General features: G+C 53.6%; 22 protein-coding genes and 1 tRNA gene. 1 reads left to right on the forward strand and 22 read right to left on the reverse strand.

Going from position 1 to position 15,304, the window contains the following annotated elements; translation table 11 throughout:
- Positions 1–44: 44 nt before the first annotated feature.
- From ACFSO0_RS17745 to ACFSO0_RS17820, 16 genes are all read right to left on the reverse strand, one after another.
- Positions 45–287, reverse strand: coding sequence for an MqnA/MqnD/SBP family protein (locus ACFSO0_RS17745; protein ID WP_376882502.1), 243 nt, complete (start codon positions 285–287; stop codon positions 45–47).
- A 3-nt stretch (positions 288–290) separates the two neighbouring features.
- Positions 291–887, reverse strand: coding sequence for a UbiX family flavin prenyltransferase (locus ACFSO0_RS17750; RefSeq protein WP_376882506.1), 597 nt, complete (start codon positions 885–887; stop codon positions 291–293).
- On the reverse strand, positions 884–1,753 hold the full coding sequence (locus tag ACFSO0_RS17755; RefSeq protein ID WP_376882508.1) for a UbiA-like polyprenyltransferase: 870 nt from the start codon (positions 1,751–1,753) through the stop codon (positions 884–886). The genes ACFSO0_RS17750 and ACFSO0_RS17755 overlap by 4 nt, the downstream gene beginning before the upstream one ends.
- Positions 1,754–1,851: 98 nt before the next feature.
- Positions 1,852–2,571 carry a demethylmenaquinone methyltransferase gene (locus ACFSO0_RS17760; RefSeq protein ID WP_376882510.1) on the reverse strand — a complete coding sequence of 240 codons (720 nt, stop codon included), beginning with the start codon at positions 2,569–2,571 and terminating at the stop codon, positions 1,852–1,854.
- Positions 2,572–2,576: 5 nt separating this feature from the next.
- Positions 2,577–3,413, reverse strand: coding sequence for a heptaprenyl diphosphate synthase component 1 (locus ACFSO0_RS17765; protein ID WP_376882512.1), 837 nt, complete (start codon positions 3,411–3,413; stop codon positions 2,577–2,579).
- Positions 3,414–3,531: 118 nt separating this feature from the next.
- Complete coding sequence (locus tag ACFSO0_RS17770) at positions 3,532–4,047, reverse strand: hypothetical protein (RefSeq protein ID WP_376882515.1); 516 nt, start codon at positions 4,045–4,047, stop codon at positions 3,532–3,534.
- Between the two features lie 73 nt (positions 4,048–4,120).
- The gene (mtrB, locus tag ACFSO0_RS17775) at positions 4,121–4,351 is read right to left on the reverse strand and encodes a trp RNA-binding attenuation protein MtrB (RefSeq protein ID WP_376882517.1); all 231 of its coding nucleotides are present in this window, start codon (positions 4,349–4,351) and stop codon (positions 4,121–4,123) included.
- 41 nt (positions 4,352–4,392) lie between these two features.
- Positions 4,393–5,082 carry a lytic transglycosylase domain-containing protein gene (locus ACFSO0_RS17780; protein WP_376882520.1) on the reverse strand — a complete coding sequence of 230 codons (690 nt, stop codon included), beginning with the start codon at positions 5,080–5,082 and terminating at the stop codon, positions 4,393–4,395.
- 159 nt (positions 5,083–5,241) lie between these two features.
- Positions 5,242–5,318 (reverse strand) — tRNA-Pro (locus ACFSO0_RS17785).
- An 87-nt stretch (positions 5,319–5,405) separates the two neighbouring features.
- Positions 5,406–5,966: a GTP cyclohydrolase I FolE gene (gene folE, locus ACFSO0_RS17790; protein WP_376882522.1), complete on the reverse strand. Its 561-nt coding sequence runs from the start codon at positions 5,964–5,966 to the stop codon at positions 5,406–5,408.
- A 203-nt stretch (positions 5,967–6,169) separates the two neighbouring features.
- Complete coding sequence (locus tag ACFSO0_RS17795; RefSeq protein WP_376882524.1) at positions 6,170–6,442, reverse strand: HU family DNA-binding protein; 273 nt, start codon at positions 6,440–6,442, stop codon at positions 6,170–6,172.
- 235 nt (positions 6,443–6,677) lie between these two features.
- Positions 6,678–8,156, reverse strand: a complete 1,479-nt coding sequence (gene spoIVA, locus ACFSO0_RS17800; RefSeq protein ID WP_376883251.1) for a stage IV sporulation protein A — start codon at positions 8,154–8,156, stop codon at positions 6,678–6,680.
- Positions 8,157–8,335: 179 nt separating this feature from the next.
- Positions 8,336–9,061 carry a hypothetical protein gene (locus ACFSO0_RS17805; protein WP_376882527.1) on the reverse strand — a complete coding sequence of 242 codons (726 nt, stop codon included), beginning with the start codon at positions 9,059–9,061 and terminating at the stop codon, positions 8,336–8,338.
- Positions 9,062–9,082: 21 nt separating this feature from the next.
- On the reverse strand, positions 9,083–9,421 hold the full coding sequence (locus ACFSO0_RS17810; RefSeq protein ID WP_376882530.1) for a 2Fe-2S iron-sulfur cluster-binding protein: 339 nt from the start codon (positions 9,419–9,421) through the stop codon (positions 9,083–9,085).
- 15 nt (positions 9,422–9,436) lie between these two features.
- Entirely contained in the window at positions 9,437–9,733 is a 297-nt protein-coding gene (locus ACFSO0_RS17815) for a 2Fe-2S iron-sulfur cluster-binding protein (protein ID WP_376882532.1), read from the reverse strand.
- Between the two features lie 12 nt (positions 9,734–9,745).
- Positions 9,746–9,970: a DUF2768 family protein gene (locus ACFSO0_RS17820; protein ID WP_376882535.1), complete on the reverse strand. Its 225-nt coding sequence runs from the start codon at positions 9,968–9,970 to the stop codon at positions 9,746–9,748.
- A 98-nt stretch (positions 9,971–10,068) separates the two neighbouring features.
- Between ACFSO0_RS17820 and ACFSO0_RS17825 the strand changes: the two genes are divergently transcribed.
- On the forward strand, positions 10,069–10,569 hold the full coding sequence (locus ACFSO0_RS17825) for a hypothetical protein (RefSeq protein WP_376882537.1): 501 nt from the start codon (positions 10,069–10,071) through the stop codon (positions 10,567–10,569).
- 116 nt (positions 10,570–10,685) lie between these two features.
- Here the strand turns inward: ACFSO0_RS17825 and ACFSO0_RS17830 are convergent, their stop codons facing one another.
- The 6 genes from ACFSO0_RS17830 to ACFSO0_RS17855 form a co-directional block, all read right to left on the reverse strand.
- Positions 10,686–10,955, reverse strand: a complete 270-nt coding sequence (locus ACFSO0_RS17830) for a stage VI sporulation protein F (RefSeq protein WP_376882539.1) — start codon at positions 10,953–10,955, stop codon at positions 10,686–10,688.
- Between the two features lie 74 nt (positions 10,956–11,029).
- Positions 11,030–12,058, reverse strand: a complete 1,029-nt coding sequence (locus ACFSO0_RS17835) for an NAD(P)H-dependent glycerol-3-phosphate dehydrogenase (protein ID WP_376882541.1) — start codon at positions 12,056–12,058, stop codon at positions 11,030–11,032.
- 54 nt (positions 12,059–12,112) lie between these two features.
- Positions 12,113–12,715, reverse strand: coding sequence for a glycerol-3-phosphate 1-O-acyltransferase PlsY (gene plsY, locus ACFSO0_RS17840; RefSeq protein ID WP_376882544.1), 603 nt, complete (start codon positions 12,713–12,715; stop codon positions 12,113–12,115).
- A gap of 15 nt (positions 12,716–12,730) precedes the next feature.
- Positions 12,731–14,044, reverse strand: coding sequence for a ribosome biogenesis GTPase Der (gene der, locus ACFSO0_RS17845; RefSeq protein WP_376883253.1), 1,314 nt, complete (start codon positions 14,042–14,044; stop codon positions 12,731–12,733).
- Between the two features lie 159 nt (positions 14,045–14,203).
- Positions 14,204–14,395, reverse strand: coding sequence for a capping complex subunit for YIEGIA (locus ACFSO0_RS17850; protein WP_376882546.1), 192 nt, complete (start codon positions 14,393–14,395; stop codon positions 14,204–14,206).
- A 3-nt stretch (positions 14,396–14,398) separates the two neighbouring features.
- Entirely contained in the window at positions 14,399–15,304 is a 906-nt protein-coding gene (locus ACFSO0_RS17855) for a YIEGIA family protein (protein ID WP_376882548.1), read from the reverse strand.

Here is a 15,304-nt window from a genome sequence, read left to right on the forward strand (position 1 = left end):
TCGTGCTGCAAACCTTGAAAATAAAGGGCCCATTCTGTCTTGTCTCACCCGAAACGGGTTTGGGCATAGCAGATGCGCGGCCCATTGTCTTGTCTTGCCTTTTCTTTGCTCGCCGCCTGGATCGCCTCATCTCCGATCATCAGCACAGCGGCTGCCTCCCGCAACATTTCTGCCAGGTGCAGTTCCTGTGTAACGATTGAAATCTCGTAACCGTAGAACTTGTGGAGAATCATTTGCAGCAGATTGACAGTCGCGGCTGACGCAGTGCTCAAGGCAGTCCGCGGCACGGACTATTCTCCCCAACGCCGAAACAGCGAGTGCGGTACATCCATGGCATCCAAAGCTTTTCCTACGACAAAATGGATCAGGTCGTCCATCGTCTGCGGCTTTTGATAGAAGCCGGGCATGGCGGGCAAAATCTTGACTCCCAGACGGCTCAGTTTCAGCATGTTTTCCAGATGGATCGCATTCAATGGCGTCTCACGCGGAACGATAACCAATCGCCGTCCTTCCTTGAGCATGACGTCGGCTACCCGCTCCAGCAGGTTGCCGGATGCGCCGTGGGCGATGCCAGACAACGTCCCCATAGAGCAAGGCACGATGATCATGCCGTCGCAGCGGTAAGAACCGCTGGCTGCCGGACAACTGAAGTCGCGCAGGCCCCAATAGTGCAGCTCTCCGGGGAAATTTTGCCGAAGCTTTTCCTGGAGCAGGGCCTCCCGATCATCCGCGCTCCAGTCCAGCTCGTCGCGAAAAACTTGCCAGCCCGCTTCGGTAATCATGAGATGAACGATATGTCCGGCACGAAGCAGCTCCTGCACCAACCGTACGCCATAAATCGCGCCGCTCGCTCCTGTGATGCCGACAGCCCATTTCTGCTGGCTCATGAGATCACCAGATCGATCATAGTGAAGGCAAACATGACGACGCTCAAAATCCCGTTCATGTTAAAGAAAGCGACGTCCAGCTTGGACAAGTCGGTCGGCTTGACCAAGGTGTGCTCATAAATGAGTATGGCGCCTGAAATCAGCACACCTACCAGGAACCAGATGGACAGATGCGCCACTGCGTACAAGGACAAGAGACCGATGAAAGTCAAGACGTGGCAAAAACGCGCAATCATCAGCGCGTTGGCGATGCCAAACCGGCTCGGCATCGAGAACAGGCCTTCTTTCCTGTCAAACTCGCTGTCCTGGCACGCGTAGATAATATCGAAGCCAGCCGTCCAAAACAGGACAGATGCGAACAACAGCAAACCGGTCCCGTCCACTTGCCCGGTCGTGGCTACCCATCCGCCCAGCGGCCCGAACCCGATGGCAACGCCAAGCACAAAGTGGCACAGCCAGGTGAAGCGTTTGGTGTACGAGTACACGACCAGTACGAATACGGCCAGAGGCAACAGCTTCACAGCCAGAGCGTTTAATTGGAACGCGGCGATGAAAAGGACTGCAAACGAAACGATGATGAACAGGATGACCTCAACAATCGAAATCAGACCGGCGGGAATCGCCCGGTTCGCAGTCCGCGGGTTTTTCGCATCGATGTAACGGTCAATGACCCGGTTCAGCGACATGGCTGCGCTGCGCGCCCCTACCATGGCGACGGTGACCCAAAAAATTTCTGTCCAGGTAGGCCAGGTTTTTTCAATTACAATATTCCCCAAAACAGCTCCCATAAAAGCAAAGGGCAGGGCGAAGAGGGAGTGCTCGAACTTGATCATTTCCAAAATAATTTTCAACTTGCTAAGACTCATGAAATACACTTCCTATCACTGAAAAAATACATGGGACACCCCCGCCCTGTCCTGCTGGCAACCACGCTGCCAATCATGCAGGCGACCAGCTGCGTACATTAAGGTTTGACTCCCATGTGCAGGGCAGCTACGCCACCCATGAACAGCTTGACCTGAACAGGGTCCAGTCCGGCCTGCTGGAACATGCGCGCCAGTTCGCGGCTGTCTGGGAAGTTTGTCAGCGATGCGGGCAGCCAAGCGTACTGCTCGTATTTGTTCACCGTCCACTTTGCAATGAGCGGCAAAATTTTATAGAAGTAAAGATAAAAGAGCTTGCGATACGCCAAGTTCGGAGGCTTGGACACTTCCAGCGAAACGACTTTCCCTCCTGGCTTGACGACGCGCGTCATTTCGTTGAGCACGGTCTGAATATCCGGCACGTTGCGCAGGGCGAAGCCGATCGTCACAAAGTCAAACGTGTTGTCATCGTAAGGCAGCTGCATCGCATCGCCATGCACCAGCTTGGCAACATCTCCGAGTCCTTTCTGTGCGACCTTGTAAGCGCCAACATCCAGCATGTTCTGGCTGAAGTCAAGACCGATGACGCTCCCCTGTTTGCCGACCGCCTGGGCGAGCGCAATCGTCCAGTCAGCTGTCCCGCAGGCGACGTCGAGCGCTTTTTGTCCCGGCTGGATGTTCATCTGCTTCATCGTGTAGTTTCTCCAGGCTACATGGCTCCCAAAGCTGATGACGTTGTTCATTTTGTCGTACTCTTCCGCGATGCTTTCAAACACGGAATGAACGTACTTTGCCTTCTCGTTCATTTGGGTGTGGTTCAATTGGACTACAACTCCTCAATAACCCGTTTCAGCCGGTTGATCCGGTGGGCATAACGGGCCGTCATCGTCGCCAGCATATTGCGCGTCTCGGCAGGATGCAGCGTACGGACCATCTGCTCACACATACCGATCATTTCCAGCGCTTTCTGCTCAATGCCGGACATGACCTGCGCAATGGTCGCTCCCGGTTTTTGCAGCATGAAACGGGCAAAACCAAACGGAACCTGTTCTTGCCATTTCAGCTGCTCCCATTCCCCGATCACGCTCTCTACTTTTGCCGTCTCTTTCATCAGGTTCGTCCAAAAACGGCGGTTATCCTCGGAATCGGCATACGCCTCCACGACCGCCACATACAGCCCGGTGTCAATCGTATTGCGCAGCTCCCAATACTCCTCTGTCGACGATATTTTGCCGTTCTGGCCTGCCAGATAGAGCCTCATCTTCGCTTCGTTCACACGCTGAACCGCTCCGGACAATACTTGAATCGCTTCGATCTCGCCTGCTTCCGCCAGCAGAGCGTAGTAACGGGCACTGTAATAATCGCCCGCCAAAACGGTCAATTGCCGATTGCGCTCCTCGTGCAAGCTCCGGTCGTAATCGTTTTTCACATGCTCGTGAATGTCCAAACCCAATTGGACAAGCCCAGTCGCCGTGCAGAATACCATGGAGCGTTCCTTTGTCATCCCCTGTTCCATCAAAAACAGATACAACAAGGCCAGACGATTTTCCGCCATGGAAGGAACGTCCACATAATGCTCTACAAAGGGATGGGTACTGCGTTTGTAGATCTGTTCGATAATCAACCGAACTTCTTCTACGTATGGGGTATGTTCTTTGCTCATGCGTCCTCCTCCACAAGCTGTGCACAACCTGATGATGTATGCCTGTTCCGCTCACGGTCGGTCAATCTGTATTACCCGGTCAAATGGCCGTCCTTATTATCATACCATACTTCTATCATCAGGGACTAATTCTCTCGTAAAAATACGGATCGATTGTCACAGGGAACGTTCGTTTCACGTAAGACTCCACATCCGTCAACTGATCGGGGGCCTGTTCAAACGCTGCCTCCCTGGCGCTGCCAGTCTCCAATGCCACCAGGAGACGCGACTCCTTCGGGGCGTCTGTTACCTCCAGCACCCGGAAGTATACTTGTTTGACGTTGTCTGTGCGTGTAAACAGCTCGTGTGTCAAGCTGTAAAAATCCCGGTAAACCCGTGAAAGCTCGACTTTTTCGGCTGGTTTCACCGCCAGATCGACATATACCGACGGGTTCTCCCATTTTATACGCTTTATCATATAATTTGTTTTCACCATTGTAAACAAATCCAGCGCATTTTGCTCGTCAAGATGGATGGGGCCAGCTGCCAGAAAGGCGGGTACATCCGTGTGTTTCCAGCCCGCTCGCGGGACAAGTGACAGCATCAGAGCCAAAAAGGCAGAAACAACAATGGCCGCAAACAGTCTTCGTGGCATAGACATCCCTCCTCTCCACCATTGTACAAACAAAAAAAGCAGGCTATGCCTGCTTTTGCACAAAATGCCTTGCCTATTCGGTCGTGTCGATCGTTCCGTGCTGCGAGTAGATGACGGCCTTCCCGCGCACTTTGATTGCCGATGTATGCTCGGTGAACTGAAAGATCATCACTTCGCCTTTATCAAGCTTTTCCGTATGATGAAAGCGTGTATCCGAACCTCGGGTCAGTCCGATGACATGCACCCCGTTTTCTTTTGCTTTCACCACAAAATAATCCTGGTTATACGAGGATGGTTGACTCACGTTGCTTCCTCCTTGCCCATTGCGTTATGTGTCATTGCCTTCTAAGATGTCCGGCTTCCCTGCAATCTGTTCATGATTTTCTCCACATAGCGCTGTGTTTCCTTCGGCAGTTGGCTATATTTTTCTTCGAGCTCCTCGTCACTGTCGATACCAAGGCGGTTGATCCGTCCCGGCCCGGCATTGTACGCAGCCAGCGCGACCTTCACGTTGCCGTCATAGCGATCCAGCAGACTCTTCAAATACTTGGTCCCGCCTGCCAGGTTCTCGTCCGGATTGTACACATTGCGCACATTCATCGCCCGCGCCGTTTGATCCATGAGCTGCATAAGTCCCTTGGCTCCCGCTTTTGACAAGGCTGACGGGTTAAAATTGGACTCGGCGCGCACCACCTCACGCACCAGATCGTTATCCACCCCGATGGACTGTGCCACGCGGTCGATTTTTTCCAGCAGCGCAGCAGTAGAAGGGGCTCGTCCGCTACCGGTCGCTTCGGCAGTCCGGCCTGCCCGGGAAGCGGCACTGCCCTGCGTATACGTCCACTCAGGCGAGCCGTCCAGGTCGGCAATGATCTCCTCCGCAGTAATCACACGCTGCCCTGCTGCAAGCTGTTCCTGCAGCATGTCGGAAAACAATCCGTCATCTGCGCCAGCAAGTGGGGCCTGCGCAGGCGTAGCGCTCCTGAAAGTCGATAGCTGGCTCAAATACGGCTGTAGCGATACGGGTACATTCATGGTTACTAACAACCTTTCTTCGACTGTATCTCTCTTCATTATAGAAAAGATCGAACAGGAAGCCAACAATGAATATGGAATCATTTCGCAGGGATCTCGCACTGCTGCCTGGATAAAAAAAGAAGCCTGATAATTCAGGCTTCTGCTTCGCGATGTAAATGGTCGGAATGCAGGGATTTGAACCCTGGACCTCACCCACCCCAAGGGTGCGCGCTACCGGGCTGCGCCACATCCCGACGTACATCCTTACTATACAATAATTTACCTGTAGTGTCAATAGCTTCTCGGTTTTTTTCTTGTGATCAGCCGAGTTTCGGGGGCGGTTAGCGAATCAGGCTGAATACCTCCGCCCGTGCGGCCGCATCCTTTTCAAACAGCCCGCGAACCGCAGACGTCACCGTTTTGGAGCCTGGCTTCTTCACGCCACGCATGGTCATGCACATATGCTCGGCTTCCACCACTACCACCACGCCGTGGGGGTCCAGCTTGCGCATGATCGCGTCAGCGACGGTGGAAGTAATGCGCTCCTGCAATTGCGGACGACGCGCGACGGCATCGACTGCCCGCGCCAGTTTGCTCAGGCCCACTACACGTCCGCCGCGCGGAATGTAGGCGACATGCGCTTTGCCGAAAAACGGCACGAGATGATGCTCGCACATCGAATAGAACGGAATGTCTTTGACCAGCACCATTTCTTCGTGCTGCTCGCTGAAGATCGTTTCAAAATATTCTTCCTCGTCTATATGCATGCCTTCAAATACTTCGGCGTACATTTTCGCTACCCGTTTTGGGGTGTCAAGCAACCCTTCCCGATCCGGATCTTCTCCCACTGCCTCCAGGATCATGCGAACCGCCTGCTTGATTTTATCGAGATCGACGTTCATTGCGGTACCTCCTACTCTCTCGCTCTCTGCTTCCAAAAGTGAGTGTAACGGACAAACAAGCCCATCTTACCATACTGTCTACAAAAAAACAAAAAGATCGAAAAAGGTTTTTCCTATGTAAACTGTTTTTTGGGGAAGAAAAAAATCCACATTGGATCATGTGGATTTTTTTATGTAAGTGTTTCGATCACGAAAAGTGACGATTACTTGATGGAGTCTTTGAGTTGCTTACCTGGTTTAAACGCAGGTACTTTGCTGGAAGCGATCTCGATCTCTTCACCTGTTTGTGGGTTACGACCTTTGCGAGCCGCACGCTCACGAACCTCGAAGTTACCAAAGCCGATCAGCTGTACTTTTTCACCCGTCTTCAATGCTTCCGCAATCGCATCCAGCACCGCGTCAACTGCTTTGGTAGCATCTTTTTTGGTGAGTTCAGTGGTATCAGCCACTTTTGCAATCAGTTCTGTTTTGTTCATTCTTGTTCACCTCCCCTCAAAGAACACCAAGACCGTTACTATTTTTCTTAACCGAAACGGGTCGTTTTATACACGATTGGTTGTTTTTACCGTTCTGACAAGCTTATAGTAATACACAGATTTCTTAAATTCAAGCCCCTCCTGTCGAAATAAAGCGAAATACAAGAAAAAAGGCATCCCGTCACGCCGGGTGCCCCTTATCGCATTTCAATTCCTGGTACTTTTCTCCTGATTCTTAGAGTATAATCGCGATCAGTCCGCCCGAGCCTTCGTTTATAATTCGTCCCAGCGTTTCCTGCAATTTGTAGCGGGCATTGTCCGGCATCATGGTGATTTTGGCCTGTATGCCTTCCCGCACGATGGAATGGAGGGAGCGCCCGAAAATATCCGAGTTCCAGATCGAGAGCGGGTCTTTGTCAAAGTCTTGCATGAGGTAGCGGACGAGCTCCTCGCTCTGCTTCTCTGTACCGATAATCGGCGCAAATTCGGATTCGACGTCTACCCGAATCATGTGAATGGACGGCGCTGTCGCTTTCAGGCGGACACCGAAGCGAGGTCCCTGGCGAATGAGTTCGGGTTCGTCCAAGGTCATCTCATGCAGCGACGGAGCCGCGATTCCGTAACCTGTACTGCGAACCATATGCAAGGCTTCCGCCACCTGGTCATACTCCCGCTTGGCGTGCGCAAACTCCTGCATGATCTTGAGCAAGTGATCCTTGCCGTTGATTTCGACGCCGACGATTTCCATCAGGATGCGGTCGTACAGCTCATCCGGCGCGTACAGGTCGATCTCCGCGATCCCTTGCCCCATGTGCATGCCTGCGAGTGTGGCACGTTCCACGAAGTCGTATTCATTGAAAAAGCCGACGACACGGTCCACATCGCGTAACCGGCGGATGTCCTGCACGGTCTCACGTACGGCTTCTTCGTAGTTCTGACGCAGCCAGTGTCCGCTTTCCAGTACCATAACCCAGCTCGGCAGATTGACGTTGACTTCATGGACAGGAAACTCAAACAGCACCTCTCTCATGAGAAGCAAGATTTCCTGTTCCGTCATGTGATCCACAGACAAGGCGACCACGGGCACATCGTATTTTTCCTGGAGCTGCAGGCGCAGGTTTTGCGTCTCATCCGAGCGCGGACGTGTGGAGTTGACGACGATCACGAACGGTTTCCCGACTTCTTTCAGTTCATTGACGACGCGTTCCTCCGCGTCAATGTATCCGACACGCGGTATTTCCGCGATGCTGCCATCCGTCGTGACGACAATCCCGATCGTCGAGTGCTCCTGAATGACTTTGCGCGTTCCCACCTCTGCTGCTTCCTCAAAGGGGACCGGCTCCTCGTACCATGGCGTATTGACCATGCGCGGGCCGTTGTCGTCTTCAAATCCTTTTGCCCCTTGTACCGTATAGCCGACGCAGTCAACGAGGCGGACGTTGATGCTGAGCCCTTCGGTTACATGTACATTGACGGCCTGGTTCGGAACAAATTTTGGCTCTGTCGTCATGATCGTTCGACCAGAAGCACTCTGCGGCAATTCATCCGTGGCGCGGATTCGCTCTGCTTCCGATTGAATATTCGGGATGACGACCTGCTCCATAAACCGCTTGATAAAGGTCGATTTTCCCGTACGTACGGGCCCTACCACCCCCAGGTAGATATCTCCGCCCGTCCGTTCGGCAATGTCTTTAAAGATGTCGACTCGTTCCACCATCGATGACCTCCTTCTATTTGTCTATTTTTACACTATGACCGTTTTTCCGAATTATCCCTGACCGCCAGTATTTTCCCGGGAATCTCGTACTAGTTTTGTGGACAGTACAAATATATGTCTGTATGGGAGAGCTAGAACAAAAAAAACGACTCCGTGACGAGTCGTTTTTTCTTCTTTTACAGTTTCAGCAGCCGAGGCTCTCCGTTCACCATTTCGTACGGGAAGGACTTGGCCGGGACAAACATGGATTCGCGGGCGAAAACGTAGCGCGGGTCTGTATTTTTCGGCACAGTCGCCTTCGTATCCCGCAGCACCGTGGCAATATCCGCCGCGTAGTCGATGCCTACCTCGCCCTGGGCGTTCATCACGAGCGGCAGCAGCGTATTGCCCAGCGTCGACGGGACTTGCCACGTCTTGACGCCGAGCTCCTCGTGGTCGATTCTGTAATAGCCGTTCCCCAGGTCTTCTTTGACCGGGAGCTTGTTGTAGAAATTGCGGTACCGGTTGACAGCCGACTGTACATCGGCGACGATGCTGACCGCGCTCAAATTGAGCAGCCGGACTTGCGGCTTGGTCTCCACATCAATCAGGACGTACTTGTAGATGCCGCCTTTCTCAAATGAGTTCCCCGGAGCGTCCGGCAAGTATTTCGGTCTCATTTTCAGGAAATCGATCTCGTATTTCTCAAAGATCGGCGTGTCCAACGGCTTTGTGACGATCGGCAGGACAGCCGTATCCTTCTGGAACTGTTCCACGGCCTTTTGCGTCGCCTCCAGATAGAACGCGCTCGGCACCTGATTCTCCGCGCGCCGCTCATCCGGATACATACAGCCGGATAGCAGGGCGGAGATAATGGTCAAGCAAAGCAAAAGCCTGACCGGTTTACGCCATGAATGCTTCATGATGCAGCTACACCTCTTACCTTAATCTTCTCCATTGCGCTGTCGCTCCAGTGCGGCTTGAACGACAGATTTCCAGCGGCTTTCCGGGATGCGAACCGTACAGTCTTTGTCCGTCGCTTTCGCCTGACAGCCGAGCCGGATTCCCTCCAGCAAGTCGTTTTCCGGCATTTTCCTGCGTTCCAGCGCGCTGGGAGCGGACAATTCACCCTTTTCCAGCACGACGCGGCACATCAGGCAGGAGGCATGTCCGCCACAGCGCTGCGGAATGACCACGCGGGCCGCCGCTGCTGCACTGACCAATGTCTGTCCCGGCCGTGCCTTGATGCTCTTGCCGCTCGGTAAAAACGTTATTTTTCCCATCCTGTCAATCTCCTGTCAGTACGGCCGGTGAGCGAGCTTCACATTGCCCGTCCGGACGATCTGAATCTGGCAGCCGAGCCGGTAGCCTTCTGCCCGCTCCGCCTTGCGCAGCCGCAGCTTTTCTTCGGGTGTCACTTCATTCAGAAACTCGGCGCCCTCCAGGACGTGGGTGCGGCACTGCGCGCATATGCCCCGCTGACAAGCATGTCCCCAGATAATCTTGTGCTTTTTGGCAATGTTGACGACGGTCTGGTTCAACTCTACGGGCAGTTCGTGGCTTCCCGCACGCGTCACAAGCGTTAATTGCGACATCATTTCCTCTCCTTACACGAAAATCACGATCAGGATCATGACAAAAATGGCTACCAGTATGAGGAAGGCTACCGTCTTCACGAAAAAGCGCAGCAGCGCATTGGACATTTTCCTGGCAAATACCATCATCAGGTTGCAGACGAACATCAGTCCCATCGCCACTAAGGAGATGTTCATCTTGGTCATAGGGTCGATATACATCTGGCCATACAGCATCCTTTGCATTTTTTGCTTCATTATACCATACTTCTCCATTGTCGTCTGACGGTTGCGAACCTCCTACTGGACATTCGCATAGACTATCGTGATGAATTCGCCCATAGGAGGGTTGGCAATTGAGCAACAAACTGAGCGGCAGCCGAAAATGGCGCAATCCCTACGCCCCGATCCCCAGCAAGAAGCTGAGTGAGCAAGTGACTGACGTATCGCTGGCGGTTACTCCGAAAAAAATCGTGCCAGCCGTTGACCTGCGCACGTCGGTATCAAAAATGCGCAACAATATTAAAGGAATCAGCAGTACCATCCGCCAGGTAGAAGAAACGATGGATACGCTGTACGGAGCTATAGAAATTATTGAGAACCTGGGGAAAAGCCCGGCGGAAAAAGGAGAGACGGTCGCTGCGGCAGAAAAACCGGCCACCAGGCGCAAAGGAGTATCGGAGGCATCACGAATGGCGGAAGAAGCAAGCGAGCCGGAAACGACAACGAGCAGCAATCCGCTTGGAAATATCGACATCGGTCAGCTGCTGGGCCTGCTGCAGTCCCCTCTGGTGCAAAGCCTGCTGACGCAAACGGTCGGCAGCAACAACTCCAAGCAACGAAAAAAAGAGGGATAAGATCCCTCTTTTCTTCGTTCTGTAGGTCAGCCATGTCCCTGTAGAGCCATGATTGTTCCTAGTCTTACTGTATGACGGTTTTCCCATCAGGTAACGGGCATAACCGCCCATTTCTCTTATTTCAGCAGCTTTGTCAGAGAAGACATATCGTGGATGTTAATTTCCTGATTGTAAAACATCTCGACGATCTTGTCTTCTTTTTCTGTCGTCAGCTGTTTTCCGCTAAGCGTAGCGAGCGTCTTGATAATTTGCCGCAGCTTTTCCTCGTCTTCAAAATCGCTTTTCTTGACCTGACTCGCTAAGGAACGAAGCTTGGCTTCATCAATTTTGCCCATTCCTTTGCCCTTCAACCGATCCAGAAAACCGCCTGAGAATGGATTGCTCATGAATGGATCTCCTCCTGCTACCTGGGTTTACACCCTATGGTATGTGCAGGAGCCTAAATGTGTGAGACATTTGCCTACACATGATCCGGATTCAAATATTTCATCTCATAGGTTTTCAGCCTGCCCATCAGTTCCTCCACACCTTGGCGCGGATCTTTGCCCGCAAACAAAATGTCGTAGAGGACATGCGTGATCGGCATTTCTACATCTTCGCGCTTCGCGAGCGCGAAGGCCGCTTGTGTCGTGCGTACACCTTCCACGACCATCCCGATCTCGCCCAGAACCTCATCCAGCGACTTTCCTTGTCCCAAGAGAGAGCCTGCCCGCCAGTTGCGGCTGTGCCTGCTGGTGCATGTGGCGACGAGATCGCCGATTCCGGCCAGTCCGGAAAACGTCTGCGGCAACGCCCCGAGCTTGAGGCCAACCCGCGTGATTTCAGCAAGACCGCGCGTCAGCAAGGCTGCCTTGGCATTGTCGCCAAAGCCAAGGCCATCTGACAAGCCTGCGCCAAGAGCAATAATGTTTTTCAAAGCTCCCGCGATTTCCACACCGACCAGGTCGGGATTGGTGTAGACGCGGAAGTTTCTGTTCATCAGCAAATCTTGGGCCCGAAGCATGCTCTCTTCGGATTCCGAAGCGACGACGACCGTGGTGGGCTGCCGCTGGACCACTTCTTCGGCGTGGCTCGGACCAGAGATCACTGCCAGTCTGGATGCGATGGGCTGCGGGAATTCTTCGCGAATAACCTCTGACATCCTTTTCAGACTTTCCAATTCAAAGCCTTTGACGGCGTGAATGAGCAAAACATCCGGTTCCACCAGCATTGCCAGTTCACGGCACATTTGCCGCACGGCGTGTGATGGTACGACCAGGAGCACGATCCGCTTTCCTGCAACAGCCCCCGGCAGATCGGCAGACGCCACAATCCGGTCAGAGAGCTTGGCTCCCGGCAAATACTTTTGGTTCGTATGTGTTGTATTGATTGCCTCGGCTTGCTTGGGATCGCGCACCCAGAGGGTGACTTCATGCCCGTTATCCGCCAACACGGAAGCAAGTGCAGTTCCCCAGCTGCCGGCACCGATTACGGCTACACGCTGAATCAATCGATCTCCTCCCTATACGCCAGCTACAACCTGTTTCACCGCAAGCGAATCAGGCTAGCCCAGTTTGCGGTTCGACTTGTCGCCCAACTTTCTCTCGGTTCCTGCGAGAAGATTTCGGATATTATTATGATGCCGTACGTAAGCAAAAACCGCGAGAATCAAGCTTGTCCAGAAAAATGCGGCAGGCTTGTCGAGCACGTACACAACAATCGGCAACACGGTAACGAGGGCAAGCGATCCCAGGGACACGTAGCGCGTCACGGCAATCAGGATCACAGCCACTACCGCCCCGACGAGGAAAGCGAGGGGCGAGAAGCCGAGCGCGACACCAAGCGTGGTGGCGATGCCTTTTCCTCCGCGAAATCCGAAAAAGATCGGCCAGTTGTGGCCGGCGATGGCAAATAACCCCGATACGGCATAAGCAGTGGGGTCGCCCGTAATCAGATGAGTGATGCCCATCGCCGCCAAGCCTTTCAAAGCGTCCAAAATCAGGACGGCAATGCCGGGACCTTTCCCCAGCACACGCAGCGTGTTCGTAGCGCCTGCATTGCCGCTCCCATGAGCACGAATGTCAATTCCCGCCACCTTTTTGGCAATGAGGTAGCTGAAACTGATGGAACCGATCAGATAGCTGAGTACCCAGGATAATACCACCATGGCGCTGTTCTCTCCCTACGTTTTTTTCCTCGTCCAAATACGTATCGGCGTGCCCTCGAAGACGAACGCCTCGCGTATTTTGTTTTCTATGTACCTTTCATAGGAAAAATGCATAAGTTCCGGATCGTTGACAAACAGAATGAACGTCGGCGGCTTGACCGTTGCCTGTGTCGCGTAGTTGATCTTGAGCCGTTTTCCCTTGTCGGACGGCGGAGGAGTGCGAATGGTCGCGTCCGTCACCAGATCGTTCAGCACGGAGGTCGGCACCCGCATCGCATGCGCCTGGGCGATTTCATTTACTTTGGGCAGGATCGTATGCACGCGCTGCTTGGTCTTGGCGGATATGTACAGGATCGGCGCGTAATCGAGGTATTTGAACTCTTCGCGGATCAGCTCCGTGAAGCGCTGCATCGTCTTGTCGTCCTTCTCCACCGCATCCCATTTGTTGACGACGATCATGACGCCCCGCCCGGCTTCATGCGCATAGCCCGCGATCTTCTTGTCCTGCTCGATGATGCCTTCTTCACCGTTGAGAACCACGAGGACAACGTCAGATTCTTCGATGGCGCGCATCGCACGCATCACGCTGTACTTCTCGGTGCTCTCGTACACTTTGCCGCGCTTGCGCATCCCGGCGGTGTCGATGAGAATGTAGCTCTGGCCGTCCCGCTCGAACGGCGTGTCGATTGCATCGCGTGTGGTACCCGCAACATCGCTGACAATGACCCGCTCTTCCCCCAGAATGGCATTGGTCAGGGAAGACTTGCCCACATTCGGACGCCCGATGATCGATACGCGGATAACATCGTCGCTGTACTCCTCTCCGTTTTTCTCAGGGAAATGTTTCACGACTTCCTCGAGCATGTCCCCCAGCCCCAGTCCGTGCGCCCCGGAAATCGGGAACGGCTCGCCCAGTCCAAGGGAGTAGAAGTCGTAAATATCTGCGCGCATGTCCGGGTTGTCCGCCTTGTTGACGGCGAGCACAATCGGCTTCCCGGTCCGGTTCAGCATGCGCGCCAGCTCCATATCGGCATCAGTCACGCCTGTCCGGCTGTCAGCGATCATCACGATGACATCCGCCTCATCAATGGCCAATTCCGCCTGATAGCGCATCTGGGTCAAAATTTCATCCGTCTCGCCGAACTCAATCCCCCCGGTGTCAATTACGTGAAAGGAATGCGTCAACCATTCTCCTTTTCCGTACAGACGGTCTCGGGTCACTCCCGGCATATCCTCCACGATGGCGACCCGCTCGCCGATCAGTCTGTTAAAAATCGTGGACTTGCCCACGTTGGGTCTCCCCACAATGGCTACCACTGGCAATCCCATAATCAACAACACTCTCTCTCATTTACGATTTAAACGGACGGGAACTCACGACCTGTACAGCCGAAAAAATCCCGCGCACCTGCGTCCTCATCCAGCAGACCTGCCTGACGTCGCGAAAAAGGCTGCGGACAAGGATTTACTTGCTAATCATACCATAGACTACTTATGCCGAACAATGATGAGGGTCTCCTCGCTGATTTCATGCACCATCGCGTCCAAAATCTTCTCCAGCGCAGAGGCGGTCTGCTGCATCCTTTCCTTTGTGGGCTCTACAAAGATTGGTGCTCCGCCTCCGATATTATCCTTGGACAAGGTGATGACGGCCAAAATCTGGCCGATCTGGCTGCTCATGCCCTACACCTCCTGCTTGGCTGTTTTCGTCTTTTGCGGCATACGGAAGACACTCTCCAGAATCGGCACCGCTGCGATCACCGCCTTTGTGCGTTCCGGGTCCTTGACCTGCGGCAGAAGAAAGACGCCCAAACGCCCTGTAGAAAGATCGCGCTTGACGAGCGGCGTGAGCGAAGGTTCCCCCGAATCGGTGAAAACCCCGAGCTGCGTCGCCACATCGTGCAGAATCGCCTGGCGCTGGCCCGGATGCGCGATCGTCACTTTGGCGTTCGCATCCTTTGGCACCAGGATATATCCTACTCCCTGCTCGCGTATGATTTTTTGCGATTCTTCGAGGCCGACGTTCATGATGTAGATGTCCCCGACGTACAAATCCTTGCCCACTACCCGCACAGGTGCTGGCACGATGTCCACGATCAGCTCCAATGTTTTGCCGGATTTGAGCTTGACGGCAAGCGCAAGGGCAATCAAGCCGACGATGATCCCGCCCCACCAATTGAAAAAAATCATCGCTGTCGTCGTCACGAGCGATGTGAACATCACCAGGTAATTTCGTCCCTCAAACACCATAGCAATGCCTTCGATGTACGGACCGCCGCGCGGAACAAGCTCCTGCTTGTCAATCTCGCTCAAGGTAGTCCGCTCCATGTTGCGCACGTCGCGAAACTGCTGGGCAGCAAGCGTGAGGAAAGTGACAGCCGTATAGTTTTCCTTGAGCAGGGCAGGAATGGCGAGAGCGCCCAGTGCCGAGGCAATGACCCCGAGTGAGACGTGTATGATCTTTCCGTGCGGGTACGTCGGGTACTGGCGATAATCGGTCCGCAGCAAGCTGACCCTGCACAAAATGCCAAACACGAAGCCGAGCATGAGCGGAAACACGTATTCATTGGCCAGCAGTTGCTTGAACAA

Source organism: Brevibacillus sp. GCM10020057 (assembly GCF_042683565.1).
GTDB lineage: Bacteria > Bacillota > Bacilli > Brevibacillales > Brevibacillaceae > Brevibacillus.